Source organism: Pseudoblastomonas aquimaris, assembly GCF_035481675.1.
Taxonomy (GTDB): domain Bacteria; phylum Pseudomonadota; class Alphaproteobacteria; order Sphingomonadales; family Sphingomonadaceae; genus Alteriqipengyuania_B.
Genome location: NZ_JAYJJW010000001.1, coordinates 1256699 through 1280952 on the forward strand (window position 1 = coordinate 1256699; position 24254 = coordinate 1280952).

Below are 24254 nucleotides of genomic sequence, written 5' to 3' on the forward strand. Positions count from 1 at the left end.
CCTAGCGCGTGATGGAGAGCGCGCTGGGGCCCTGCGTCACATTCCAGCCGCGCGCCCGCAAGGCCGCGGCCAGAGCCGACAGGTCGCCGGTATAGGTCACGCGCATGACCGAGATGCCACCGATCGCCGTCGAGCTCACCGAAGCGGCGCCGACGCCGGGCGTACCGCGGACCGAACCGAGCGCGGCATCGAATGCCGCACCGTCGGGCGAGGCGAACTGGACCACGTATGTCGCGGTCGGCACCGAGGCCGCCGTTTCAGTGGGCGTGGGCGAAGGTGTGGCCGCACCGTCCCCGCTGCCGGAAGAACTGCTGCTGCGCGATGCGCCGCTTGAGGCATCGGCCTGCGCCTGGTTCTTCGCCCGCAGCTGGTCGAGCGCGGCGCGCCATTCGGGGCTCAGGCTCAGCGACTGGCGGCCCAGCGTCGGGTCGGGGCTAAGCTTCCCGTCGGCCAGCGCCCTGCTGTAGATCCGATCGAAGCGGGCGACCGCCTGCTCGTACATGGCAGGGATGGCGGCATCGTTGGCGGCTTTCAGGCGGAAGCTGCCGAGATATGCGTTGTTGGGGCCATAGCGGGCAACGAAGTTCGCTTCCACCGGTCCGCCGGGATATCGCCTCGTCACTTCGGCGATGGCGACGAGGACGTCGGATGCGCCGAACTGGTCGAGGATGTTGCGCCACCACACACGGCTGCGGCGGCCGGTCTGGCCATAGGTCAGCAGGAGCGATTCGCCCCCGGCCCCGCTCGGCCGGACGTAGTCGACCGGGCTCGACCCGAAATTCGCTTCCGCCCAGGCGCGCTGCCATTCGGTGCGGCTTTCGAACATCGTGTAGACGCCGCCTTCGTTGAGGACGGGCAGCATCAGCATCGGTGCGGAACGCTTGGCCTGGCTGCCCTGGCCCAGCATGCCGCCGGCGCGCTGGCGGTCGAACACCACGCCCAGCGTGGCGATGTAGCGTTTCGGCCCGATCGATTCGCGCTCGATCAAAATGCCGGCGACCATCGAGTTGAGCTGGCCATCGGAGATTTGCGGGCCTTCCAGCTTCTCCCACGCGAGGCGCGCGGCTTCGGTCCAGCCCTTCTCGCGCGCTTCCTGCGCGGTGTCCGCCGTAACATCGACCTCGATCCCGCCGACTTCGATATCCGTCGACTGCGCGCGCGGCTGGATGCCGCGGTCGCCTTCGATCTGAGCCCGCACCGCCACCAGCGCGACCAGCAGCAGGGCGCCCGCCAGCAGCACGCCGATTGCGCGCGCGGACAGGTGCATGATGCGGGGAAGAGGCGGAAGAATGGTCGTCATCGGGGAAAGTCAGCGCCTTTTGCCCAAAGCCGAGTGGAAATCCAAGCGCGAAAGGCTAAGGCGAAGCAATGAGTGGCAAGAACTCCTCCTATACCTACGAAGACGCGGGCGTATCGATCGCCGCGGGCAATGCGCTGGTGAAGGCGATCGGACCGCTGGTGAAAGCGACCGCGCGCCCCGGCGCCGATGGTGAAATCGGCGGCTTCGGCGGCTTCTTCGACCCGAAGGCGGCCGGATACAGCGACCCGCTGCTCGTGGCCGCCAACGACGGTGTGGGCACCAAGCTGAAGCTGGCCATCGATACGGGCCGGCACGACACGGTGGGCATCGACCTTGTCGCCATGTGTGTGAACGACCTGATCGTGCAGGGCGCGGAGCCGCTGTTCTTCCTCGACTATTTCGCCACCGGCAAGCTGGAGAACGGCGTCGCGGAGCGGGTGATCGCGGGCATTGCGGAAGGCTGCAAGCAGGCCGGCTGCGCGCTGATCGGCGGCGAGACCGCAGAGATGCCCGGCATGTATGCCTCGGGCGATTACGACCTCGCCGGCTTCTGCGTCGGCGCGGTGGAGCGCGGCGAGCAATTGACCGGTGAAGGCGTGACCGCGGGCGACGTGCTGGTCGGCCTCGCCTCCTCCGGCGTGCATTCCAACGGCTATTCGCTCGTGCGCAGGCTGGCGGCGGACAAGGGCTGGAAGCTCGACCGCCCCGCCCCCTTCGATCACGAGCGCTTGCTGATCGACCACCTGATCGAACCGACGCGCATCTATGTGCAGAGCCTGCTGCCCGCCGTACGAAAGGGTATGGTGAAGGCGATGGCGCATATCACCGGCGGCGGCCTGCTCGAAAATATTCCCCGTGTCCTGCCCGAAGGCGCGCGCGCCGTGGTCGATGCCGATAACTGGCCGCAGCCCGCGCTCATGGCCTTCCTGCAAGGCCAAGGAAATATCGAGCCCGAGGAAATGGCCCGCACCTTCAACTGCGGCGTCGGCATGGTGGTGGCGGTCGCACCCGACAAGGCGGACGATTTCCTCGAACTGATGCGCGCGCAGGGCGAAGGCGCCTTCGTGGTCGGCAGCGTGGAAAGCGGCACCAGTGGCTGCACCGTGCGCGGATCGCAGGGCACCTGGTCCGCCAAGGCCGACTGGTCTGCCGGGCACGATGGCTGACTTCGCCCGTACCCCGAAAGCGCGCGTGGCCGTGCTGATTTCGGGTGCAGGCAGCAACATGGCGGCGCTGCTTTATGCCAGCCGCCTGCCGGGTGCCGCCTACGAGATCGTGCTGGTCGCATCCAACGATCCCGATGCCGCAGGCCTCGCGCTGGCCGATGCGGAGGGCCTCGAGACTTGCGCCCTTTCGCACAAGGGGATGGCGCGGGCGGAGCACGATGCGGCGATGGACGCGGCCATTCGTGCAAGCGGTGCGGACTATGTCGCGCTGGCCGGTTACATGCGCATCCTGACCGACGATTTCGTTGCGAAGTGGCGCGGGCGGATGCTGAATATCCATCCCTCGCTGCTGCCGAAATACAAGGGGCTGGACACCCACGCGCGGGCCATCGATGCGGGCGACAGCCACGGCGGCGTGTCGGTCCACCTCGTCACGCCGGAGCTGGATGCGGGCGAGGTCCTGGGCCAGCTACCCGTCGCGATCCGCGATGGCGACACGGCGGATGACCTTGCCGCGCGGGTCCGCCTCGCCGAACACCAGCTCTACCCGCGCGTGCTGGGCGAATATGTCTCGCGCGCCTACCGCGCCGACTGGCTGCTGGAGCAGGTCCGGACCCGCGCCCTCGCCCTGCCCGAAGCCGAAGAGCGGGCCAGCCACGGTGCGCCCGGCTGGCGCACTGCGGGAAAGAGCGGCAAGTATTTCGCCTATTTCAACGACCGCCACCACGGCAGCGAGCATATCGCGCTGCTGGTGAAGACCAGCGGGCCGGACGAAATGGAAAGCCTGATCGAGCGCGCGCCGGAGGCCTATTTCAAGCCTGCCTTTTATGGCGCGAGCGGCTGGATCGGCGTGATCCTCGACCGGCCCGGGCTCGACTGGCAATCGGTGGAAGACTGGCTGGAGCGAAGCTGGGCGGCAGTGGCGCCCAAACGGCTGGCTAGCCTGCAGCGCGCAGCGGCAGAGTTGTAGGCCGCTCATCCGCTCTCGCGCTCGGAAATAGCGAAGCCATTCCTTCCATCGCGCCGTCCCTGAAAGCTTCCAGGAATGCGATCTTGCGACTTTTGTAGCGCACGCGCCAGAGCAACCGCTCGCCTTCGGGCGCGAGCGAGTGGAATACGGTAAGTGTCGCCAGATCGGCCCCTGCGCGGCGCGTGATGCGGTCGAGCCGGTGGCGAAAGCCGCGGGGCGATGCAAACATCTGGTCCATCAGGGCGAGAGTTTCCTCTCGCCCGACCAGTTCGACCCCGTCGCGATCGACGAATCGCACATCGGAGGCAAGCAGGCCTTCCGCCGCCGCGCGATCATGCGCGTTGAAGGCGTCGATCAAGGCGGCGACGCTGGCTTTTCGGCGGAACAACATTAGAACCTTCTACACAGCTTTCGAAAATAAGCGAGGATGGCGCCCCCGATATATCAAATGCTAATTTGCTGAGCTGAGGATTTGCGACAGGCGCACAGGTTGTGTGCCGAAGCTCTGGAACTCGGCAATCTTCGCGTCCCGCACCTTCATGCGCCAGAGCGTATCGTGATTGAGCGACGGTTCGCTGGAGCGGCTGCGACCGCTCAGCAAGGCTTCGTCGCCCCGCACCGTGCTGCTCCTGATTTCAAGCCGGAAAGTCGGATCCAGCTCGAAAAACTTCTTCGTCGCAGCTTCGATGGCGGGAGCCCCCTCGATCGCGCCGCCAGTGCTGTCGATGAAGCGGCAATCGGGTGTGATCAGCTCGCAGACGCGGTCCGGGCTGCGCGTGTTGAGGGCCGCGACGAGCTGCATCGCGACATCGATCTTGCGGTTGCTGATCCCTCTGGCCATCGGCGTCCCTCCGAGTCGGCACCGCCAATATAACGCAAAAGGGGGCCGGACGCAGCCCGTCCGACCCCCTTTCGAGAAGCGCCTGATTCAGCGAAGAATCAGCCGACGATCTCGCTGTCGTCGAAGAAGTATTCGATTTCGATCTTCGCGTTTTCGTCGCTGTCCGACCCGTGGACCGAGTTGGCTTCGATCGACTCCGCATAGGTCTTGCGGATCGTGCCTTCGTCGGCATCGGCCGGGTTGGTCGCGCCCATGACGTCGCGATTGGTCTTCACGGCGTCTTCGCCTTCCAGCACCTGCACCACGACCGGGCCCGAGACCATGAAGTCCACCAGTTCACCGAAGAAGGGGCGTTCCTTGTGCACCGCGTAGAAGCCTTCGGCCTGTTCGCGGGTCATCTGGATGCGCTTGGAAGCGACGACGCGCAGGCCGGCGTCTTCCAGCATCTTGGTGACCGCGCCGGTCAGGTTGCGGCGGGTGGCATCGGGCTTGATGATCGAAAAGGTGCGGGTAACCGCCATGGTGATTTCCTTGGGTTGTCTTGAGGGGGAAAATTGTTGCGCGCGCCACTACCCCCGGGTGCGGCGTTAGGCAAGCGGATAGGCGCTCAGCCCTTCTTCACCCAGCGCCCGTCCTCGCGCGCGAAGAACTCGCGTTCCAGCCCGTCGCGATCTTCCAGCGCCTTCCACGTCTTGCGTGCCGCGTCGCGGCCGTCCTCGTCGAAGAACAGGAACGCGCGTTCGAAACCCTGCGCCGCATCGCGCCAGCGCCCGTCCGCAAGCCCGACGAAGGTTGCCCCGTTGGCGGCCTCGCACTCCTCGGAAATGAGAATCGGCTGGCGCGCATCGTGCGGCCCGCCCGCCTCTCCATGCGCCAAGAATTCCTGCGGCTGCTCGGTCCAAAGACCCCTGTCGAGCCGCGCGCGCAAATCTGCATCCTGCGCCACCAGCAGCATGCGGTTGCCGCCTTCGAGCACCTTGGCCGCGATCTGCGCGATCGCGCTTTCAAGGGGCATGTCGGCGACGAGATAGAAGCCGAGTTTCATGCGTCGGCCCCGCTCGCAGCCTTGTCGGATGACTTGGCCGCCCGGCGGCATCGGTCGGAACAGAACTTCACGTTGTCCCAGTCCCGCTCCCACTTCTTGCGCCAGGCGAACGGCAGGCCGCACGACGCGCAGGTCTTGGTGGGCAGATCAGATTTTTTCCGCATCTTACCCAAGGCCGGATATCACCCTTTCACCGTGTCGCGGATGAGGCGGTCGAGCAGGCGCACGCCGTATCCGGTCGCTCCCTTCCCCCACACGTGGCCGGGCTTGTCCGCCCAGACCATGCCGGCGATGTCGAGATGCGCCCAGGGGGTGTCGTTCTCGATGAAGCGCTGCAGGAACTGGGCTGCCGTGATGGAGCCTGCGCCCTTGCCGCCGATGTTCTGCATGTCGGCGATCGGGCTGTTGATCTGCTTGTCGTATTCCGGCGACAGCGGCATGCGCCACAGCTTGTCGCCAGTCGCGGTGCCGGCGGCGAGCAGGTCGTTGGCCAGCGCGTCGTTGTTGGAGAAGAGCCCGCCGTGTTCGTTGCCGAGCGCGATGATCATGGCCCCGGTCAGCGTGGCGAGGTCGACGATGCGCGCCGGCTTGAACTCGCGCTGCGTCCAAGTCAGCACGTCGGCCAGCACCAGCCGCCCTTCGGCATCGGTGTTGAGCACTTCGATGGTCTGGCCGGACATGGATTTCACAACATCGCCGGGGCGCTGGGCCTTGCCGTCGGGCATGTTCTCGACCAGCCCGACCACTCCGACGACGTTGGCCTTCGCCTTGCGCTTCGCCAGCGTCAGCATCGCGCCGACCACTGCCGCGCTGCCGCCCATGTCGAACTTCATGTCGCCCATGCCCGGGCCCGGCTTCAGGCTGATGCCGCCGGTATCGAACGTGACGCCCTTGCCGACGAAGGCGACGGGGGCATCGTGGGCGTTGCCGCCCATCCACTTGACCGCGAGGATGCGCGAAGGCTGCTCGCTACCCTGCCCCACGCCGAGGAGCGAACCCATGCCGAGCTCTTCCATCTGCGCCACGTCGAGCACGACGAGCTCCGCACCCGTGCCTTCGAAAGCCTTGCGGCAATGTTCGACATAGCTGACCGGGAAGATAACGTTGGCCGGTTCCGTCACCAGCACGCGGGCGAATTCGATTCCCTGGGCCACGGCGGCGGCATCGTCCCACGCGGCGTCCATCCCTTCCGGCGCGCCGACGACATGGATCGTCTGCAGGCTGACCTTCTGGTCGTCCTTCAGCGTGGTGCGGTGCGCATCGTAGCGCCAGCCGCGCAGGACCGCGCCCAGCAGCACGGACGCCGCGCCGCCCGCATCGAGGCCGCTACCGCCGAAATCGATGGCGATGGCCTCGTTGCCCGAGGTCATGAACTTCGCCGCGAGCGCGCTGCCGGCCTTTTCCAGCTTGGTGGGGCTGGCATCGCCGATCCCGGCCAGCACGACATGGTGCACGCCGTCCTCGCCATCGGCGAAGCTTTCGAACAGCTGCCCCGCGGCGCCCGTGAACCGGCTCCGCTCCGCACCCCTGGCGATCGCGTTGGGCAGGTCGGCAGGCAGGTGGTCCTTTTTCGCAAGCCGTGCATAGGGCATTGCCGCACCGCTGGGGGACTGGTCGAAAGTGATTTTCATGGGGTCGGGCTCCGGCTGGATGGCGCGCAAACCACGGCCCTGCGGCCATTTTTCACGCGCTGCAATTCACGGCGTTGCGCTTAGGCATCGCCGGTGCGATAGGCAAGCCATGCCCTGCGACCCGCAGCCTGCGCTGCCGATCCTGCCTGCCCCCAGTCCGCATCGGCGCACCGCCGGGCTTGCTGCATTGGCGGGCCTGCTGTTGCCGCTGGGCGCGCAGGCACAGGAGGGCGCGGCGCCGGGCACGGATACCGCGCAGGACCAGATCGACCGTGCCGAACCGGGGCAGGAAGCACCGCAGCAGGCCCCGCCCGTCGAGGCCGTAGCGGCGGAAGAAAACCCGCTCGCCGGGCGCGAGATCGAGTTCGAAGCGAACACGATCGAGTATCTTTCCGACCCCGAGATCGTCACCGCATCGGGCAACGTCATCCTGCGCAGCGAGGACGATTCGGTCATCGCCGACCGCATCGTCTGGAACCGCGAGACCGGCGTGATCCGTGCAGAGGGCGACGTGCGCGTCGTCGATCCGGACGGCAACCAGCTGTACACCGACAGCGTGGAACTCGACGGCGACCTGCGCGTCGGCGCGATGGAGAACCTTCTCCTCGCCCTGCGCGCCGGGGGCCGGCTGGCCGCGGTGCAGGGATCGCGCGGCGAGGACGGCGCCATCGTGCTGGAGCGCGCGGCCTATTCCGCCTGCGCCATCACCGGGCCGGACGGCTGCGCCAAGAAGCCCAGCTGGCGCATCACCGCCGACCGCGTTGTCTACGATCCCGACACGCAGGAGATCGATTTCCGCGGCGCCTATCTCGAGCTGTTCGGCAAGCGCGTGCTGCCGCTGCCCGGCCTAGCCATTTCCACCGACGGCAGCCCGCGTTCGGGCATCCTCGTGCCCAACCTGCGCCTGTCGGCTTCCAACGGGCTGGAGGTGTCGGGCAGCTATTACTGGCGGCTGGCGGAGAACCGCGACCTCACCGCCTCCGGTTATCTTTACACCGGCGCGCCGCCGATGGTGTCCGCGCAATACCGCCAGCTTGGGGAAACGGGCGCGTTCCAGGCAACCGGCTACCTCACCCGCTCCAGCCGCATCCCGATCGGCAACAATCCCGGCGATCCGGAGCAATCCTGGCGCGGCTATGTCTATGCCAACGGGCGCTACCAGTTCGATCCCAACTGGTCGGCCACCGGATCAATCCGCGTGGCGAGCGACCGCACCTTCCTGCGTCGTTACGACATCAGCCGCGACGACCGGCTGCGCTCCACCATCGAGGTCGAGCGGATCGACGACGACAGCTATCTCTCCATCGCGGGCTGGGCCTTCCAGACGCTGCGGTTCGGCGACGACCAGGGCGAGGTCCCCTTCGCCATCCCGGCGATCGATTTCCGCCAGCGCCTGTCCGACCCGCTGCTGGGCGGCAAGGTCGAGCTGCAGGCCAATTCGCTCAATATCCTGCGCACCGACGGGCAGGACACGCAGCGCGCGTTTGCCGGGGCGCGGTGGGACCGGCGCGGCATCCTGCCCATGGGCCAGGAAGTGACCGTCACCGCGCTGGCCCGGGGCGATGTCTACCATTCCGGCGACAACCTGCTCAGCCCCACGGAATTCTATCGGGGCGAGGAAGGCTGGCAGACACGTTTCGTGGCGCTCGGCGCAGTCGACGTGAAATGGCCGCTGGTCGGGGAGGCGTTCGGCGGCACGCAGGTGCTGACCCCGCGCGTCCAGCTTGTGGCCAGCCCGCCGATCCGCAACCTTGCCATCCCGAACGAGGATGCCCGCGCGATCGACCTCGAGGATTCCAACCTCTTCGCGCTCAACCGCTTCCCCGGCTACGACCGGGTGGAAGACGGGGTGCGCGTCACTTACGGCTTCGACTGGAAATTCACCGCGCCCGGCTGGCGCGTGCTGGCGACTCTGGGCCAGTCCTATCGCCTGACGTCCAGCGACGACATCCTGCCCGACGGCACCGGCCTGTCCGAACGGGTCAGCGACATCGTCGGGCGGACGGAGGTGCGCTACAAGGATTTCGTCCAGTTCACCCATCGCTTCCGGCTGGACAAGGACGATCTGGCCGTCCGCCGCAACGAATTCGACGCCACGGTTGGAACGCGGCGGACCTATGTCGAAGTCGGCTACCTGCGCCTCAACCGCGACATCGCCATCAACATCGAGGATCTGCAGGACCGCGAGGAACTGCGCCTCGCCGGCCGCTATGCCTTTGCCAATTACTGGTCGGTGTTCGGCTCCGGCGTGTTCAACCTGACGGACCGCGAGGAAGATCCCAGCTTCACGGCCGACGGTTTCGACCCGCTGCGCACCCGCCTCGGCGTGGCGTACGAGGACGATTGCATCGAAATGGGCTTTACCTGGCGGCGCGACTATTTCGCGACCGGCGACGTGGAGCGCGGCAACACCTACCAGGTCTATATCAACCTCAAGAACCTCGGTTTCCGGTAAGCGCGCCTGCGTGCCGCTTGGCACCGCGGGGCCGATGCGGTATCGGCCCGGGCAGATCATGCACTAAGCTGCGGTTAAGCCGGCATTCGCCAAGGCTTGCCGCCAATAGCGGGCGCAGCATGCGCCGCATCGATGACAGGATGACTTCGTGACCTCGACTTATTCCCGGATTGCCACGACCCTTCTTGCTGCGGGCGGGATCGCCCTTGCGGCCATGCCCGGCGCGGCGCTCGCCAATGCACAGGATGCTGCGACCGACGGATCCGCCTCTGCCGCCGTGAACCCGGCCGGCCTGCAACTGCCGGGCCAGGGCGAGCTTCGCATCGGCAGCGATCCCAACGTCCGCTTGCCGACCGCCACGGTCAACGGCCGGATCATCACCGGCACCGACGTGCAGCAGCGCATGGCGCTGTTCATCGCGGGTACGGAACAGCAAGCCACGCCCGAACAGATCGCCCAGCTGCGCGCCCAGACCCTGCGCGACCTGATCGACGAAATGCTGAAGATCCAGGAATCCGCTGCACAGGACATGCCGGTTACGGCGGATGAAGTGACCGCGGCCTACAACGCGGTGGCACAGAACAACTTCAACATGACGCCGCAGCAGATGGACGAATACCTGACTTCGATCGGGTCCTCCACCGCTTCGCTGCGCCGCCAGATCGAAGGCGAGCTGGCGTGGCGCAACCTGATTGCGCGCAACATCGACCCCTTCGTGAACGTCTCGATCGAGGAAGTGAACGAAGTCATCGCCCGGCTGGAAGCGAGCAAGGGTCTGGACGAATTCAATGTCGCCGAAATCTACCTGTCGGCAACGCCTGCGACCTCCGCCGAAGTGGAAGCGAATGGCCGCGCGCTGATGCAGCAGATTCGCCAGGGCGCCAATTTCCAGGCGGCAGCGGCCCAATTCTCGGAAGCTTCGACCGCAGCGAGCGGCGGCCTGCTGGGCTGGGTCCGCCTGCCGCAGCTGCCGGTGGAAATCGCGACCGAACTGCGCAGCATGAATCCCGGCCAGATCGTCGGACCGATCCCGCTGCAGGGCGGCGGCTATTCGATCATCTACCTCGTCGACCGTCGCCAGGTCCTGACCGCCGATCCGCGCGACGCCACGCTGTCGCTGAAGCAGATCACCATCGCTTTCGACCAGGGCATGACGCAGGCGGCGGCCGAGCAGCGGCTCGAAACCTTCGGCCAGGGCGTGTCGCGCCTGCGCGGCTGCGGCAATGCGGAACAGATCGCTGCGGAAACCGGCGCCGAAGTGCGCGCCAACGACGTTCGCGTGCGCGAACTGCCGGGTCCGTTGCAGAACGCCCTGCTGGAAATGCAGGTCGGCCAGGTCACCTCGCCCTTCGGCAGCGTGGAGGAAGGCGTCAGCGTCCTCGTGCTGTGCGGCCGCGACGATCCCAAGGCCGCCGACGCGCCCAGCCCCGAGCGCCTTCAGGCGGAAATGAAGCAGGAACGCATCGACCGCCGAGGCGAACGCTACCTGCGCGACCTGCGCCGCGATGCGGTGATCGAACTCAACTGACCTGCCGGTGACGTCCTTGTCCGCCGTGAAGCCGCTCGCTGTATCGGTGGGCGATCCGGCGGGCATCGGGCCGGAACTGATCGTCCGCAGCTGGCTGCGGCGCGCCGAAGGGTTGGCGCCGTTTGCCGTCGTCGGCGGCGCAGGCGTTCTGGAAGCCTCTGCGGCAAGCATGGGCGTGGACTGTCCGGTCGTGCGGATCGGTACTTTCGCGGAAGCTGATGGGGTTTTTGCCGGCGCGCTGCCGGTGCTCGACATCGCCGACGCAGCCTACACGCCGGGCGCGCCTTCGCCGGAGGGCGCACGGCTGGCGCTGCAGTCACTGGAACGCGCGGTCGATCTGGCGTGCCGGGGAGAAGCGGGCGGCGTGATGACCGCCCCGATCGCCAAGGCGCTGCTCGCCGAGGTCGGCTTTGCCCATCCCGGCCAGACCGAATTCTGCGCTGCGGCCTGCGGTGTGGCGGAAGCGGGCACGGTGATGATGCTCGCCGGGCCGAGCCTGCGCACCGTGCCCGTGACCATCCATTGCGCGCTGGCCGAAGTGCCGCAGCGCCTTTCCGCCGAGCTTATCGTCAGCCGCGCGCGCATCACCGCCGCCGCGCTCGCCGCGGACTTCGGCATCGCCCGCCCGCGCCTCGCCGTGACGGGCCTCAACCCGCACGCCGGCGAGAACGGCCGCATGGGGCGCGAGGAGATCGAGGTCATCGCTCCCGCCATCGCCGACTTGCGCGCCGAAGGGATCGAGGCGAGCGGCCCCCATCCTGCCGACGCGATCTTCACCCCGCGCGCACGCGATGGCTACGACGCGGCGATCTGCATGTATCACGACCAGGCGCTGGTTCCCCTAAAAGCGCTCGACTTCGACGCGGGCGTCAACGTCACGCTCGGTCTGCCCATCGTGCGCACAAGCCCCGACCATGGCACCGGGTTCGACATCGCCGGCAAGGGAATCGCGGACGAAGGCGCGACGATGGCCGCGCTGCGCCTTGCGGGCGAAATTGCGGCGCGCCGCCGTGGCTGACCTGCCGCCCCAGCTTCCTCCGTTGCGCGAAATCATCGCGAAACACGGCCTCTCCGCGTCCAAGGCGCTCGGGCAAAATTTCCTGTTCGACGAGCAGCTCTTGGACCGCATCGCCGCCATCCCGGGGGACTTGCAGGGCAAGGCCGTGCTGGAGATCGGGCCCGGGCCCGGCGGCCTCACCCGCGCGCTCCTGCGTGCCGGGGCGCGCGTCACGGCGATCGAGATGGATCGCCGCTGCCTGCCCGCCCTCGCCGAGCTTGCCGAGGCCTTTCCCGGCCAGCTGACCGTGGTGGAAGGCGATGCCATGGCCATCGACCACGGCGCCCTGCTGGGGGAACCCTTCGCCGTCGTCGCCAACCTTCCATACAACGTCGGGACCGCGCTGTTCGTGCGCTGGTTGTCCGGCGAAAGCTGGCCACCGCAATGGAGCTCGCTGACGCTGATGTTCCAGCAGGAGGTGGCCCAGCGGATCGTCGCGCAGCCGGGCACCTCGGCCTACGGGCGCCTCGCGGTCCTCGCCCAGTGGCGCAGCGCCGCCGGCCTTGCCATGAAAGTCCACCGCAGCGCCTTCACCCCACCGCCCAAGGTGATGAGCGCCATCGTCCACGTCACGCCCGGCGCAATGCCAGAAGGCGTCTCTGCGCGGACGCTGGAGCGATTGACGGAGGCCGCCTTCGGGCAGCGCCGCAAGATGCTGCGGCAAAGCCTGAAATCCGTGCCCGGCGCAGTCGAAACGCTCGATCGCGTGGGCATCGACCCGCAGCGGCGCGCGGAAACGCTGTCCGTTACGGAATTCGTCGCCCTGGCGCGGGCGCTGGACGGCTGAACTACAGCCCGAAAGTGTAAGTCAGGGCGACGCCGCCTTCCAACTGGTCCTTCGATCCATAGGCCGCCACCACCGGCGAATCCGCCGCATCGCCAAGCAGCCGGTCGTATTTGACGTAACCGAACATGCCCCATTCGGGCGTGAACTGCTGCACCACGCCGAGCGCGCCGCCGACCGATTGCAAGCCCCCGCCGGGGTCGTAGGCGGCGAGGCCCGATGCCAGCGCTTCGTCAGGCGCGACCCCATAGTAGGAGCGCTGGTAGCGCGCATCGGTGAGCGTCAGGCGCGGACCGATGGAGACCACCGTGTCATCCTCGTCCCGCCAGACGTAATCGGCGCTGGCGACCGAGATGAAGCCATCGTGCCCGCTCACCGCCTGCCGCGCTTCCACGCGAAACCGCAGGCTGGGGCTCGCTTCGAGCTGCGCGAAGCCGCCGAGTTCGACGGAAAAGCCCACGTCGGGCAATGCGCCGCCCACTTCCTCCGCATCGCGTTTGCCCTGGAAGCCCAACGACGGCCCGATGGAGAAGCCGCCTGCGCGGTAGAGGTCGAAGCCCGTGCTCTCGTCGGGCGCTTCGAAAGCGAATTGCTCCCCCGGCCGTGCGCGCGAGAATTCGAACAGCGGGCCGATGTTGTGCTCGTCCGATCCCGGCCAGCTCGGCACCACCCGCGGGCCGAGGCCGATGCGGATGCGGGTTTCGCCCGACACGCCCTCGGTCTCCGCACGCGGCGCCGGGATATCGCTTTCCTGCGCCTGCGCGGCGAGCGGAAGAGCGGCCAGCACGAGCGCACCGGCAACACTAGAATGAAACGTTTTCGACATGGCGACCCCCTGCGCGGTTTTTCCGGCCTTTACGAGGCCTTCTTCCGCAAACGCCAGTCGTGCAGGAGCGGTTCCGTATAGCCGCTCGGCTGGCGCGTTCCTTCGAACACGAGGTCGCACGCCGCATTGAAGGCCATGCTGGTTTCCCAGTTGCCGGCCATTGGCTCGTACGCAGGATCGCCTTCGTTCTGCGCGTCGACCTTGGCCGCCATGCGGTGCAGCGAATCCATCACCTGTTCGCGCGTGCAGACGCCGTGGTGGAGCCAGTTTGCCATGTGCTGGCTGGAGATGCGCAGCGTCGCGCGGTCTTCCATCAGGCCGACATCGTTGAGGTCCGGCACCTTGGAACAACCGACGCCCTGGTCGATCCAGCGCACGACATAGCCGAGCAAACCTTGCGCGTTGTTGTCGAGCTCCTCGCGGATTTCGTCCTCGCTCCAGTTCGCCCCGCGCGCGAGCGGGATGGTGAGCAGCGGCTCCAGGCCCGGTATGTCGCCGAGGCCCTTCTGCGCCTCGAATACGTCTTCCTGGTGGTAATGTAGCGCGTGGAGCGTTGCCGCCGTCGGGCTCGGCACCCAGGCGGTGTTGGCCCCGGCGCGCAAGTGGCCGATCTTCTCGATCATCATCTTGCCCATCAGGTCGGGTGCGGGCCACATGCCCTTGCCGATCTGCGCGCGGCCCGACAGGCCGTGCTTCAGCCCGATGCCGACATTGCGCGCCTCGTAGGCGGAAAGCCAGTCCGCGTTCTTCATCTCCGCCTTGCGGATCATCGGGCCCGCTTCCATGGAAGTGTGGATCTCGTCACCCGTCCGGTCGAGGAAGCCGGTGTTGATGAAGACGATGCGGTCTTTCACCGCATGGATGCACGCGGCAAGGTTGGCGCTGGTGCGGCGTTCCTCGTCCATCACCCCGACCTTGATGGTGTGGCGCGGCAGTTCGAGCAAATCCTCCACCGCATCGAACAAGTCGTTGGTAAAGTAACATTCTTCTGGCCCGTGCATCTTGGGCTTCACGATGTAGATGCTGCCGGAGCGGCTGTTGCGCAGCGCGCCCAGCCCTTTCAGGTCGTGCGTCGCGATGGCGCTGGTCATCACCGCGTCCATGATGCCTTCGGGAATCTCCCCCCCGCCGGGCAGCAGGATCGCCGGATTGGTCATCAGGTGGCCGACGTTGCGCACGAACAGCAGGCTGCGCCCCGGTAGCATCGTTTCACTGCCGTCCGCCAGCGTCACCGCCCTGTCGGAAGAAAGCTTGCGGGTCAGCGACTTGCCGCCCTTTTCGAAAGTTTCTTCGAGATCGCCGCGCATCAGGCCGAGCCAGTTGGTGTAAGCCAGCCGCTTGTCTTCCGCATCCACGGCGGCGACCGAGTCCTCCATGTCGACGATGGTCGTCAGCGCCGCTTCCAGCACGATATCGGCGATGCCCGCCTTGTCGGTCTGCCCGATCGGGCTTTCCGGATCGAAGACAACTTCGATGTGCAAGCCGTTGTTCTGGAACAGCAAGCCGCGTTCCGTCCGGCCGACATACTGGCCCTCGTCCACCAGCTTGCCGTCATCCGGTCCGGCAAGGTCGGTCCAGCTCTGGTCCACCAGCGGCAGCGTCTCGTCGAGGAATTCCCGCCCGCGCGCGATCACCGCATCGCCGCGCGCCCTGTCGTATCCGCCGGGCGTGGCCGCCGGTGCGTCCAGAGCGTCGGTCCCGTACAGCGCGTCGTACAGGCTGCCCCAGCGCGCGTTCGCGGCGTTGAGGACGAAGCGGGCGTTGAGCGAAGGCACCACCAGCTGCGGGCCCGCCATCCGGGCAATCTCGCTATCGACATTTTCCGTGCCGATGGTGAAGTCGCCCGGCTCGGGGACGAGGTAGCCGATCTCTTCCAGGAACGCGCGATAGGCAGCTGCATCGTGGTCCTGCCCGCGGCGTTCCGTGTGCCATGCATCGATCTTCGCCTGCAGTGCCTCCCGCTTGTCCAGCAGGTCGCGATTGCGCGGGGCGAAGCGATCGCAAATCTCGGCAAAGCCTTGCCAGAAAGCCGCGGCATCGTGGCCCAGCGGGGCCAGCACCTTGTCTTCGGCAAAGGCGGCAAGAGCGGCGTCGACTTTCAGGCCGGACCGTTCGACGTAATCGGACATGCAATACTCCTCGGGCGTGCGCGCGCATCGGCGCATACAGGTTTTTCAGTGTCCGGGGAGGAGCGATGCGCCTTCTGGCGAAGCGCGCCCGCCATTGCAAGTGCAGGCATGAACTGCAGGGATGAAGAAGGAGATTGTCTGGGGCACGGGGTGGACAGGAAGGCGCGGCGCGTTAGAGGCTGGTTGCCGATGAAACCTGTCCCGCAGTCCATTCGCACCGCGCTCGACGCCATCGATGGCGCCGCCATGCTCGCGCAGGTCGAACGCTGGGCGACAATCAACAGCGGCACGACCAACCTTGCCGGGCTTGCGGCCATGGCGGGCGAATTGTCCGATGCCTTCGCGCAGCTTCCGGGCGAGGTCCGGCTGGTCGACCCCGCCCCCATCACCGCCATCGCCGCCGACGGGCGCGAAGTGGAGGTCGAGAACGGCCGGCATCTCGTGGTCTCGGTGCGGCCGGAGGCACAGCGCCGCTTCATCTTTACCGGCCACATGGACACCGTCTTTCCCGCCGACCATCCGTTCCAGGAGCTGGCCTGGCTGGACGACGACGTGTTGAACGGCCCCGGCACCGCGGATATGAAAGGCGGGATCGCGGTCATGCTGGAGGCGCTGCGCGTCCTCGAAACCTTCGCCCCGTGGCAGGATTGCGGATACGACGTGATGATCAATGCGGACGAGGAGACCGGATCGCTCTCCTCCGCCCCGCTGATCGAGGAGCTGGCGCGCGGCAAGTTCGCCGCCCTCACCTATGAACCCGCCGCCACGCCGGAAGGCACGCTGGCCCACGCGCGCGGCGGCAGCGGCAATTACGCGCTTACCGTGACCGGGCGCAGCGCGCATGCCGGGCGCAACCCGCACGACGGGCGCAACGCCATCGTCGCCGCCGCCACGCTGGCCGTGGCGCTCAAGGATTTGCAGCGGGACGATATCAGCGTGAATCCCGCCAAGATCGAAGGCGGCGCGGCCAACAACGTCGTGCCCGACCATGCGGTGCTGCGCTTCAATATCCGCCCGAAAGAGCCCGCCGCTGCGGACTATTTCACCGCCGCCATGAACGCGGTGATCGGCGAAGTGAAGCAGCGGCAAGAAGTCGACGTCCATGTCCATGGCGGGATCAGCCGGCCGCCCAAGCCGGTCGACCGCAAGGCGCAGAAGCTGTTCGACCTGGTGCGCGAATGCGGCGCATCGCTGGGCCAGACCATCGACTGGAAATCGACCGGCGGGGTGTGCGACGGCAACAATATCGCCGCCACCGGGGTGCCGGTGGTCGATACGATGGGCGTGCGCGGGGGCAAGATCCACTCGTCCGACGAATTCATGATTGCGCCGTCGCTGGCGGAACGCGCGGCCTTGTCCGCGCTGGTCCTGTCGCGGCTGGCAGAGGGGGAAGATTTGTGAGTTTCCGTTTGCGGGCCAGCCGCCCGTCCGATCTCGAGCACCTGTACGAAATGGCCAAGCTGACCGGCGGCGGTTTTACCAACCTGCCGCCCGATCGCGACGCGTTGGCCAAGAAGCTGGAAACGAGCGCGAAGGCCTTTGCCAATACCGGCAGCGATCTGGTGGACGAAACGTTCGTGCTGGTGCTCGAAAACACCGAGACCGGGCAGGTGCGCGGCACGTGCCAGCTGATGACGCAGGTCGGCCAGCAGTGGCCGTTCTATTCCTATCGCCTCAACACGCTGACCCAGCACAGCCAGGAACTAGACCGCACGGTGCGGGCCGAACTGCTCAGCCTGACGACCGATCTTGAAGGCTGCAGCGAGGTGGGCGGGCTGTTCCTCCATCCCGGGGAACGGGCCGGCGGGCTCGGGCTGCTGCTGGCGCGCAGCCGTTACCTCTTCATCAAGATGCACCGGCAGCGCTTTGCCGACCGGATCCTGGCCGAACTGCGCGGCATCATCGACGATCGCGGCGGGTCGCCGTTCTGGGACGGTGTGGCCGGGCGTTTCTTCGGCATGACCTTCCAGGAAGCGGATTATTTCAATGCCATCAACGGCAACCAGTTCATCGCCGACCTGATGCCCAAGCACCCGGTCTATGTCGCCATGCTGGACGACGATGCGCGCGACGTGATCGGCCTGCCCCACCCCACCGGCCGCGCGGCGATGCGGATGCTCGAGAAGGAAGGCTTCCGCTATGAAGGCTATGTCGACATTTTCGACGGCGGGCCGACCATGCTGGCGCGCACCGACGACGTGGTGAGCGTGAAGGACGCGCGCGGCGGCGAAGTGACGGGCGTGGGGCTGGAAGACGGCGCCGCCTCGACAGCGTCGATCGTGGCGACCGGCTCGCTGGCGGACTTCCGCAGCTGCTATGGCCGCGCAGTGTGGGGCGATGACGGGGTGCAGCTGGGTGCGACGGCGGCCGAAACGCTCGGCGTCGGTGTCGGCGACCAGGTCCACGCGGTGGCACGATGAGCGAGGCGTCGAAGCTGGTCGAAATCAATTTCGACGGCATTGTCGGGCCGAGCCACAATTACGCCGGCCTCAGCCTGGGCAACATCGCCTCGTCCAGCCATGCGGGCGACGTGTCGCATCCGCGCGCCGCGGCGCTACAGGGGCTCGCCAAGATGCGCGGCAACATGGCGCGCGGCCTGCCGCAGGGTTTCCTGCTGCCGCTGCCGCGCCCGAATGCGGGCTACCTTGCGCGGCTCGGGGCCGACAGCGAGACCGATCGCCGCCTGCTGGCGCAAAGCTGGTCGGCCAGCTCGATGTGGACCGCCAATGCCGCCACGGTCAGCCCCGCCCCCGACACGGCGGACGGCACCTGTCACCTGACGCCCGCCAACCTCGTCACCATGCCGCACCGCGCGCAGGAATGGCCCGACACCAAGCGGATGCTCCAATTGGCCTTTGCCGACACCGCGCATTTCACGATCCACGATCCCGTACCGCCCACTTTCGGAGACGAGGGCGCGGCCAACCACATGCGCCTGTGCGAAGGGCATGGCGCGCGCGGTGTGGAGATGTTCGTCTATGGCGAAAGCGGGGGCCCCTTCCCCGCCCGCCAGCACGAACAGGCCAGCCGTGCGGTCGCCCGCCTCCACGGCCTCGACCCCGCGCGCACGCTGTTCATCGAGCAGAACCCGGAAGCCATCGCCGCCGGGGCCTTCCACAACGACGTCGTGGCCGTCGCCAACGAGCGGGTGCTGTTCACGCACGAGCGCGCCTTCGCCCGCCCCGAGGAGGCCTACGCCGAAATCCGCGAGGTCTTCCCCGCGCTGGAACTGGTGGTGGTGCCCGAAGCCGAAGTGCCCTTGGGCGAGGCGATCAAGACCTACCTTTTCAACGCGCAGCTGGTCACGCTGCCCGACGGATCGACCGCGCTGATCGTGCCGGGCGAGTGCATGGAATCGGGCGCGGTGCGCAGCTGGGCGGAGCGGACGACCGCTTCCAACGGCCCGATCCGCCAGGTCATCCCGGTCGACGTGCGTCAGTCCATGGCCAACGGCGGCGGCCCCGCCTGTTTGCGCCTGCGCGTGGTCGCGGACCCGGAAACGGTCGACGCGCGTTTCATGCTCGATGACGAAAAGGCCGACCGCATTGCCCGCATTATCGAGCGCCACTGGCCGGAAAGCATCGCTCCCGGCCAGCTCGGCGACGAAGCGTTGGCGGGCGAAGTCGTTTCAGCCCGCGAAGCCCTGTTGCAGGAACTCGATCTCGGCGAACTCGCGTGATCCGTCGGCAGGCTTTACAAGTCCGCAGCGATTAACCACCCTGTCCCCCCATTCCCGCCGCTGGCACGATGCTTGCTGCGGAAATAGTTAAGGAAAGGGAGCTTATGCTGCGCAAGATTGGCCGACTGTTCGTGATCAAGAACCGGTTCGAAGCCTATCTGATCATCTTCGCCCTGGCGCTGGGCGCGATGGAGCGCGGCAGCCACTATCTCGACGCCATGCCCGGCTGGCCCGGCCAGCTGTTATTCGCAGCCTGCAGCGGCGCCGTGTTCCTCGGCGGCGCAAAGATCCTCGACTGCCTGAAATTCGAAAAGGCCCAGCGCGAGGCCGAGGCTCTCGAGACCGCCGACTGAAAAAGGAAAGTGGGGGTTTCTGTTGCTAGCTACCCCCGGAGCCCCGGTATCCGCTTCTGTTGCCCGGTGGGTCCAACCGCGCTTTAGCTTTGTAAGATCAGGCCGTTAGGCCGTCAGGTTACGCAGCGATTGCGAGTGCTTCGTTATCGTTGGCACTTGTGTGTTTGAACAGTTTTACGGGTTACTCAGCCCGAGTGAAAACAGCGCCTTTCAACACACGTCGATCCTGGTTCGGCCCCGTCAACACCGGCTCGAATGCCGCTGATGGTGGAGCCGCCGGGTACTGCCCCCGGGTCCGCTGTGCCTATTGCACGCTACCATTTATCACCATAGCCGACCAAAAAGCCGGCATCCCCCATATAGGGAACGCCGGCTTAAATGGAAGTGAATGGTATAGAATCAGCCCATCGGGCCGTTCTGCGGGGCGCCCGGCGCGCCCGATTTCAGCGCGTCGCGGATTTCCTTGAGCAGTTCGACCTCGGTCGGTTCGGCGGGACCTTCCTCCTCCGCCGGCTTTTCGAACTGGGCCGTAACCTTCTTGGCATAGCGGACCAGCAGGAAGATGATGAATGCCAGGATCAGGAAGTTGATCACCGCCGTGATGAACGCGCCGTAGCCGATCATCGCCGCGCCCGCTTCCTTCAGCGCGGCATAGTCCGTCGTCGACCCGGTGTAACCTTCCGGCGTGCTCAGGAGGATGAAATAGCTGGAGAAATCGGCGCCGCCGAAGATGTAGCCGACCAGCGGCATGATCAGGTCGTCGGTCAGCGATCCGACGATGGTGGCGAAAGCGCCCGCGATGATCACGGCGACCGCCAGTTCCATCACATTGCCCTTGGCAATGAATTCCTTGAATTCCTGCAGCACGATTATTCCTCCCTTAACCCTTGGAACCCGCGGTCTTCTGCCATTTTCTGCCGCCATGCTCAAGCAGGGTAACGCCTTGAAGATTCGCCCAGCCGTGCTATCTCGATAATACAGTCATCCAAGGGGACCACACATGTCGCTTGCCCGTTCCGCCCGCCTGATGCTGGTCGTCATGGCCACCGCCGCGCTTGCCGCCTGCGGCATCAATTCCGTGCCCACCAAGGAAGAGGCTGCGAAGGCCCGCTGGGCGGATGTGGAAAGCGCTTACCAGCGCCGCGCCGACCTGATCCCCAACCTTGTCGCCACGGTGCGCGGCGGGGCGGAATCGGAACTCGCCATCCTGACCGAAGTGACCGAGGCGCGCAGCCGCGCAAGCTCGGTCCAGATCGACGCAGACGACCTTTCGAATCCGGAACAGTTCCAGCAGTTCGAAGCCGCGCAGGGCGAATTGAGCGGCGCGCTCAGCCGCCTGCTCGTGACGGTCGAGGCCTATCCCCAGATCACCAGCAGCCGCGGGTACGACGACCTGCGTACGGCGCTGGAAAGCGCGGAAAACCGCATCGATAATGCCCGCACCAAGTACAATGCGGCGGTGCAGGATTATAACACCGAAATCCGCGTATTCCCCTCCTCCATCGGCGCGAACATCATCCACGGTGCCGAACCGATGGAAGCCTTCAAGGCCGAAGCCGGTGCGAACGAAGCGCCCGATATCGACGCCGCCGACCTGACGCCGACCGGCGGCAATTGAGGACCCTCTCGCCCGCAACGGACACGCCGGTGATGCGCCACCTCTCCGCGTGCCTGGCGATCTGCCTTACGCTGCTTCTCGCGCTTACGGCGGGTGGCGCGGCGGCGCAGGATTTCCCGCCGCGACCGGACGGCCCGATCTATGACGGGGCCGAAATCCTGCCGGACGCGCAGGAGGCAGAGCTGGACCAGCGCCTGCGCGACTACAACGCGGAAACGGGCCGGTCCGTGATCGTGGCCACTGTCCCTTCCCTGGATGGCGAGCCTGCCGCAACCTACGCGCCCGCGCTCGGCGAGGCATGGGGCATCGGCGGGCAGGAGACGGAACAGGGCATCCTGCTGCTGGTCGCTCCCAACGAACGCGAGGTCTTCATCGCGACCGCGCGCGGCGCGCAGACCGCGCTGACCGATATCGCCAGCGGCCGCATCATCCGCAACGACATCGTGCCGCGTTTCAAGGAAGACGACTACGCCGGCGGCATCGTCGCCGGGGTGGACGGGATCATCGGCTGGCTGGACACCGAGCCTGCCGACCAGCTGGCGATCGAGGAGGCGGAGCGTGCCGCCCAGCGCCAGAACGCGGATGTCGATGCATCCACCGTCGGCAGCGCCTTTTTCTGGGTCATGATGATCCTCGCCTTCATGGTCATTTTCGGCCGTGGCGGCCGTCGGCGCGGGCGGCGCTATCGCCGCGGCAGCGGTATCGGCGAAGTCATCCTGTGGTCCGCCCTCAACAGCGCCATGCGTAGCGGGGGCGGCGGTGGCGGCGGCGGTGGCGGCGGCGGCTTCGGCGGTTTTGGCGGCGGAGGCGGCGGCTTCAACGGCGGCGGCGCCGGGGGGAGCTGGTAATGCCATCCTATCTTTCGGAAGCCGATCACGCCAAGGTGACGCAGGCCGTCCGCACGGCGGAGGAGCAGACTTCGGGCGAGATCGTGACCGTGCTGGCCGACCGGTCGGACGGGTACAGCGACATCGCCCTGTCGTGGGCGGCGTTCTTCGCCTTCACCGTCCTGACGCTCGCGGCCCTGTTCCCCGATCCGCCGCTGCGGTTCTACGCCTCGCTCCACGCCACATGGAACGCCGAGTGGAGCCCGGGCGAGGTCTTCGCCATGGCGAGCGGCATGGGCATCCTCACCTTCCTCGTCGTCTGGCTGCTCCAGTTCATCGACGCGGTGCGCTTCGCCATGGTCCCGCGGATCGTGAAGCGCAATCGCGTGTTCGACCGTGCCGTTTCGCATTTCAAGGTGGGCGCGGAACGGCGCACGCACGGTCGCACCGGCGTGCTGCTTTACCTGTCCATGCGCGAACACCGCGCAGAGATCGTGGCGGACGAGACGATCGCGGAAAAGGTCGATCCCGAGGTCTGGGGCGAAGCCATGGTCGACATGCTGCTACTGGTGAAGAAAGGCGACATCGCCGGGGGGCTGGTCGCCGGTATCCGCGATGTCGGCGCCGTGCTGGCGGAGCATTTCCCGCGGCACGAGGACGACCAGAACGAATTGCCCGACAGGCTGATCGAATTGTGAGCGACGACAATGGCGCTCCGCCAGACGATCCCGACGCAGCCAAGCCCGAGGAAATCATGTGGCAGGGCAAATTCGTCACCGCCAAGCGGCGCGGGCGATGGGAATATGCCGGGCGTTCGCGCGGCATCCGTGCCGCTGCCATCGTTGCTCTCGATAGGGAGGGCCGCGTGCTGCTGGTGGAGCAATACCGCGTGCCGCTGGGCAAGCGGTGCCTCGAAATTCCCGCCGGGCTGATCGGCGACCACGAAGGCGACGAGGACGAGGCGCCCGAAGCCGCCGCCGCGCGCGAGCTGGAGGAAGAGACCGGCTATCGCGCCGATACATGGGAGACGCTGGGCGAGTTCTACTCCAGCCCCGGCATGGTCAGCGAAAGCTTCACCCTGCTGCGCGCCAGCGACCTCACGAAGGTCGGCGAAGGCGGCGGGACGGATGGCGAGGACATCCGCGTTCACCGCGTTGCCCTCAATAATCTTGCCGAATTCGTTGCCGCCCGCCGCGCCGAAGGGCTAGCGATCGATGTAAGGATCGCCATGCTGATGGCGGCAGGCTGGTTTGGAGACGAGGATGACTGATCGGGTAGCGGGCAAGAAGGCACTGGTGACAGGCGGGGCGCAGGGGCTGGGCGCAGCGGCGAGCCGCCGGCTGGCGGCCGAAGGCGCGCAGGTTCTGGTGACGGACGTGAACGCGGCCGGGGCGAAGGAAACCGCCGCTGCGATCAATGCCGAACACGGCGCCGGGACCGCCTTCGCCCTCGCGCTCGACGTGACGCAGGAAAGTCAGTGGGAAGCAGCGGTTGATGCCGCGCAAGAGCATATGGGCGGCCTCTCCGTGCTGCTCAACAACGCCGGCATCGGGGTGCGCGGCGATATCCTCACCTGCACGCTGGAGGAATGGCACCGCGGCTTTGCGGTCAATGTCGATAGCGTGTTCCTGGGCTGCCAGAAGGCGCTGCCGCTGATGAAGGACAACCAGCCGGGCTCGATCGTCAACATATCCAGCATCGCCGGCCTGATCGCGAGCGACACCATGCCAGGCTACAACGCCAGCAAGGCAGCGGTGTGGATGCTGACCAAGTCGGTCGCGCTTTATTGCGCGAAACAGAAGTGGGACATTCGCTGCAACTCGATCCATCCCACCTTCGTGGACACGCCGATCCTCGACGGGATCAGCCGCAATGCCGGCATCCCGAAAGACGTGGTGATGGGCAAGCTGGCGCGGCAGGTGCCGCTCGGCCGGGTCGGCGAACCAGACGATGTCGCGAACGGCGTGGTCTATCTCGCCAGCAACGAAAGCAAATTCATGACCGGCGCCGAGCTGAAGCTCGACGGCGGCATCTCGGCAATGTGA

25 protein-coding genes and 1 other RNA gene are annotated in these 24254 nt (G+C 66.7%); 15 read left to right on the forward strand and 11 right to left on the reverse strand.

The features are described 5' to 3' along the window. Nucleotide 1: 1 nt before the first annotated feature. Nucleotides 2-1300 (reverse strand): heavy-metal-associated domain-containing protein, encoded by a 1299-nt coding sequence (locus VCJ71_RS06180; protein WP_324639820.1) that lies wholly within the window; start codon nt 1298-1300, stop codon nt 2-4. 68 nt (nt 1301-1368) lie between these two features. Between VCJ71_RS06180 and purM the strand changes: the two genes are divergently transcribed. Continuing rightward, complete coding sequence (gene purM / locus VCJ71_RS06185) at nt 1369-2466, forward strand: phosphoribosylformylglycinamidine cyclo-ligase (RefSeq protein WP_324639821.1); 1098 nt, start codon at nt 1369-1371, stop codon at nt 2464-2466. Continuing rightward, nucleotides 2459-3436: a phosphoribosylglycinamide formyltransferase gene (gene purN / locus VCJ71_RS06190; RefSeq protein WP_324639822.1), complete on the forward strand. Its 978-nt coding sequence runs from the start codon at nt 2459-2461 to the stop codon at nt 3434-3436. Before purM ends, purN begins: the two co-directional genes overlap by 8 nt. Here purN and VCJ71_RS06195 read toward each other — a convergent pair. The 6 genes from VCJ71_RS06195 to VCJ71_RS06220 all read right to left on the reverse strand — a co-directional run bounded on the left by VCJ71_RS06195 (nt 3405) and on the right by VCJ71_RS06220 (nt 6953). Then, the gene (locus tag VCJ71_RS06195; protein WP_324639823.1) at nt 3405-3827 is read right to left on the reverse strand and encodes a YybH family protein; all 423 of its coding nucleotides are present in this window, start codon (nt 3825-3827) and stop codon (nt 3405-3407) included. The two genes, purN and VCJ71_RS06195, sit on opposite strands and share 32 nt — an antisense overlap. A gap of 60 nt (nt 3828-3887) precedes the next feature. Then, nucleotides 3888-4277, reverse strand: a complete 390-nt coding sequence (locus tag VCJ71_RS06200; RefSeq protein WP_324639824.1) for a nuclear transport factor 2 family protein — start codon at nt 4275-4277, stop codon at nt 3888-3890. A 98-nt stretch (nt 4278-4375) separates the two neighbouring features. Next, nucleotides 4376-4798, reverse strand: a complete 423-nt coding sequence (gene ndk, locus VCJ71_RS06205; RefSeq protein ID WP_290135803.1) for a nucleoside-diphosphate kinase — start codon at nt 4796-4798, stop codon at nt 4376-4378. A gap of 86 nt (nt 4799-4884) precedes the next feature. Then, nucleotides 4885-5322: a DNA polymerase III subunit chi gene (locus VCJ71_RS06210; protein ID WP_324639825.1), complete on the reverse strand. Its 438-nt coding sequence runs from the start codon at nt 5320-5322 to the stop codon at nt 4885-4887. Continuing rightward, entirely contained in the window at nt 5319-5486 is a 168-nt protein-coding gene (locus VCJ71_RS06215) for a DUF2256 domain-containing protein (RefSeq protein ID WP_324639826.1), read from the reverse strand. Before VCJ71_RS06215 ends, VCJ71_RS06210 begins: the two co-directional genes overlap by 4 nt. 18 nt (nt 5487-5504) lie before the next feature. Then, a complete protein-coding gene (locus VCJ71_RS06220; RefSeq protein WP_324639827.1) occupies nt 5505-6953 on the reverse strand; it encodes a leucyl aminopeptidase in 1449 nt (482 codons plus the stop codon). Between the two features lie 109 nt (nt 6954-7062). Between VCJ71_RS06220 and VCJ71_RS06225 the strand changes: the two genes are divergently transcribed. From VCJ71_RS06225 to rsmA, 4 genes are all read left to right on the forward strand, one after another. Continuing rightward, nucleotides 7063-9408, forward strand: coding sequence for an LPS-assembly protein LptD (locus VCJ71_RS06225; RefSeq protein ID WP_324639828.1), 2346 nt, complete (start codon nt 7063-7065; stop codon nt 9406-9408). Between the two features lie 148 nt (nt 9409-9556). Further along, nucleotides 9557-10936 (forward strand): peptidylprolyl isomerase, encoded by a 1380-nt coding sequence (locus VCJ71_RS06230; protein WP_324639829.1) that lies wholly within the window; start codon nt 9557-9559, stop codon nt 10934-10936. 16 nt (nt 10937-10952) lie between these two features. Then, a complete protein-coding gene (pdxA, locus tag VCJ71_RS06235) occupies nt 10953-11954 on the forward strand; it encodes a 4-hydroxythreonine-4-phosphate dehydrogenase PdxA (protein WP_324639830.1) in 1002 nt (333 codons plus the stop codon). Further along, a complete protein-coding gene (gene rsmA, locus VCJ71_RS06240) occupies nt 11947-12780 on the forward strand; it encodes a 16S rRNA (adenine(1518)-N(6)/adenine(1519)-N(6))-dimethyltransferase RsmA (RefSeq protein WP_324639831.1) in 834 nt (277 codons plus the stop codon). Before pdxA ends, rsmA begins: the two co-directional genes overlap by 8 nt. A gap of 1 nt (nt 12781) precedes the next feature. Here the strand turns inward: rsmA and VCJ71_RS06245 are convergent, their stop codons facing one another. Both VCJ71_RS06245 and VCJ71_RS06250 read right to left on the reverse strand, forming a co-directional pair. After that, nucleotides 12782-13603, reverse strand: a complete 822-nt coding sequence (locus VCJ71_RS06245) for a MipA/OmpV family protein (RefSeq protein ID WP_324639832.1) — start codon at nt 13601-13603, stop codon at nt 12782-12784. A 29-nt stretch (nt 13604-13632) separates the two neighbouring features. Continuing rightward, nucleotides 13633-15732 (reverse strand): malate synthase G, encoded by a 2100-nt coding sequence (locus tag VCJ71_RS06250; protein WP_324639833.1) that lies wholly within the window; start codon nt 15730-15732, stop codon nt 13633-13635. 189 nt (nt 15733-15921) lie between these two features. Between VCJ71_RS06250 and VCJ71_RS06255 the strand changes: the two genes are divergently transcribed. The 4 genes from VCJ71_RS06255 to VCJ71_RS06270 all read left to right on the forward strand — a co-directional run bounded on the left by VCJ71_RS06255 (nt 15922) and on the right by VCJ71_RS06270 (nt 19764). After that, nucleotides 15922-17133 (forward strand): hydrolase, encoded by a 1212-nt coding sequence (locus VCJ71_RS06255; RefSeq protein WP_324639834.1) that lies wholly within the window; start codon nt 15922-15924, stop codon nt 17131-17133. Continuing rightward, nucleotides 17130-18152, forward strand: a complete 1023-nt coding sequence (locus VCJ71_RS06260; RefSeq protein WP_324639835.1) for an arginine N-succinyltransferase — start codon at nt 17130-17132, stop codon at nt 18150-18152. Before VCJ71_RS06255 ends, VCJ71_RS06260 begins: the two co-directional genes overlap by 4 nt. Beyond that, a complete protein-coding gene (locus VCJ71_RS06265; RefSeq protein WP_324639836.1) occupies nt 18149-19411 on the forward strand; it encodes an N-succinylarginine dihydrolase in 1263 nt (420 codons plus the stop codon). The genes VCJ71_RS06260 and VCJ71_RS06265 overlap by 4 nt, the downstream gene beginning before the upstream one ends. Before the next feature lie 104 nt (nt 19412-19515). Further along, nucleotides 19516-19764, forward strand: coding sequence for a hypothetical protein (locus VCJ71_RS06270; protein ID WP_324639837.1), 249 nt, complete (start codon nt 19516-19518; stop codon nt 19762-19764). Nucleotides 19765-19809: 45 nt separating this feature from the next. On the opposite strand, the gene ssrA is transcribed toward VCJ71_RS06270, so the two are convergent. After that, nucleotides 19810-20152, reverse strand: a transfer-messenger RNA (tmRNA) gene (gene ssrA / locus VCJ71_RS06275). A gap of 11 nt (nt 20153-20163) precedes the next feature. Next, entirely contained in the window at nt 20164-20631 is a 468-nt protein-coding gene (gene mscL, locus VCJ71_RS06280; RefSeq protein ID WP_324639838.1) for a large conductance mechanosensitive channel protein MscL, read from the reverse strand. A 133-nt stretch (nt 20632-20764) separates the two neighbouring features. Here mscL and VCJ71_RS06285 point away from each other — a divergent pair, with 133 nt between their 5' ends. The 5 genes from VCJ71_RS06285 to VCJ71_RS06305 are packed head-to-tail and all read left to right on the forward strand — an operon-like array spanning nt 20765 to nt 24254. Next, on the forward strand, nt 20765-21382 hold the full coding sequence (locus tag VCJ71_RS06285) for a LemA family protein (RefSeq protein ID WP_324639839.1): 618 nt from the start codon (nt 20765-20767) through the stop codon (nt 21380-21382). Beyond that, on the forward strand, nt 21379-22230 hold the full coding sequence (locus VCJ71_RS06290; protein WP_324639840.1) for a TPM domain-containing protein: 852 nt from the start codon (nt 21379-21381) through the stop codon (nt 22228-22230). Before VCJ71_RS06285 ends, VCJ71_RS06290 begins: the two co-directional genes overlap by 4 nt. Further along, on the forward strand, nt 22230-22907 hold the full coding sequence (locus VCJ71_RS06295; RefSeq protein WP_324639841.1) for a TPM domain-containing protein: 678 nt from the start codon (nt 22230-22232) through the stop codon (nt 22905-22907). Before VCJ71_RS06290 ends, VCJ71_RS06295 begins: the two co-directional genes overlap by 1 nt. A gap of 56 nt (nt 22908-22963) precedes the next feature. Further along, nucleotides 22964-23479: an NUDIX hydrolase gene (locus tag VCJ71_RS06300; RefSeq protein ID WP_324640887.1), complete on the forward strand. Its 516-nt coding sequence runs from the start codon at nt 22964-22966 to the stop codon at nt 23477-23479. After that, entirely contained in the window at nt 23472-24254 is a 783-nt protein-coding gene (locus VCJ71_RS06305) for an SDR family oxidoreductase (protein ID WP_324639842.1), read from the forward strand. The genes VCJ71_RS06300 and VCJ71_RS06305 overlap by 8 nt, the downstream gene beginning before the upstream one ends.

Bases quoted from the DNA above. Each gene is read 5' to 3' on its own strand.
- VCJ71_RS06245 (WP_324639832.1), bottom strand. From the start codon at position 13,603: ATGTCGAAAACGTTTCATTCTAGTGTTGCCGGTGCGCTCGTGCTGGCC.
- VCJ71_RS06265 (WP_324639836.1), top strand. From the start codon at position 18,149: ATGAGCGAGGCGTCGAAGCTGGTCGAAATCAATTTCGACGGCATTGTC.
- purM (WP_324639821.1), top strand. From the start codon at position 1,369: ATGAGTGGCAAGAACTCCTCCTATACCTACGAAGACGCGGGCGTATCG.
- VCJ71_RS06305 (WP_324639842.1), top strand. From the start codon at position 23,472: ATGACTGATCGGGTAGCGGGCAAGAAGGCACTGGTGACAGGCGGGGCG.
- VCJ71_RS06195 (WP_324639823.1), bottom strand. From the start codon at position 3,827: ATGTTGTTCCGCCGAAAAGCCAGCGTCGCCGCCTTGATCGACGCCTTC.
- VCJ71_RS06215 (WP_324639826.1), bottom strand. From the start codon at position 5,486: ATGCGGAAAAAATCTGATCTGCCCACCAAGACCTGCGCGTCGTGCGGC.
- VCJ71_RS06180 (WP_324639820.1), bottom strand. From the start codon at position 1,300: ATGACGACCATTCTTCCGCCTCTTCCCCGCATCATGCACCTGTCCGCG.
- ndk (WP_290135803.1), bottom strand. From the start codon at position 4,798: ATGGCGGTTACCCGCACCTTTTCGATCATCAAGCCCGATGCCACCCGC.
- purN (WP_324639822.1), top strand. From the start codon at position 2,459: ATGGCTGACTTCGCCCGTACCCCGAAAGCGCGCGTGGCCGTGCTGATT.
- VCJ71_RS06295 (WP_324639841.1), top strand. From the start codon at position 22,230: ATGCCATCCTATCTTTCGGAAGCCGATCACGCCAAGGTGACGCAGGCC.
- VCJ71_RS06300 (WP_324640887.1), top strand. From the start codon at position 22,964: ATGTGGCAGGGCAAATTCGTCACCGCCAAGCGGCGCGGGCGATGGGAA.
- VCJ71_RS06255 (WP_324639834.1), top strand. From the start codon at position 15,922: ATGAAACCTGTCCCGCAGTCCATTCGCACCGCGCTCGACGCCATCGAT.
- VCJ71_RS06200 (WP_324639824.1), bottom strand. From the start codon at position 4,277: ATGGCCAGAGGGATCAGCAACCGCAAGATCGATGTCGCGATGCAGCTC.
- VCJ71_RS06220 (WP_324639827.1), bottom strand. From the start codon at position 6,953: ATGAAAATCACTTTCGACCAGTCCCCCAGCGGTGCGGCAATGCCCTAT.
- VCJ71_RS06285 (WP_324639839.1), top strand. From the start codon at position 20,765: ATGTCGCTTGCCCGTTCCGCCCGCCTGATGCTGGTCGTCATGGCCACC.
- VCJ71_RS06210 (WP_324639825.1), bottom strand. From the start codon at position 5,322: ATGAAACTCGGCTTCTATCTCGTCGCCGACATGCCCCTTGAAAGCGCG.
- VCJ71_RS06250 (WP_324639833.1), bottom strand. From the start codon at position 15,732: ATGTCCGATTACGTCGAACGGTCCGGCCTGAAAGTCGACGCCGCTCTT.
- VCJ71_RS06225 (WP_324639828.1), top strand. From the start codon at position 7,063: ATGCCCTGCGACCCGCAGCCTGCGCTGCCGATCCTGCCTGCCCCCAGT.
- VCJ71_RS06270 (WP_324639837.1), top strand. From the start codon at position 19,516: ATGCTGCGCAAGATTGGCCGACTGTTCGTGATCAAGAACCGGTTCGAA.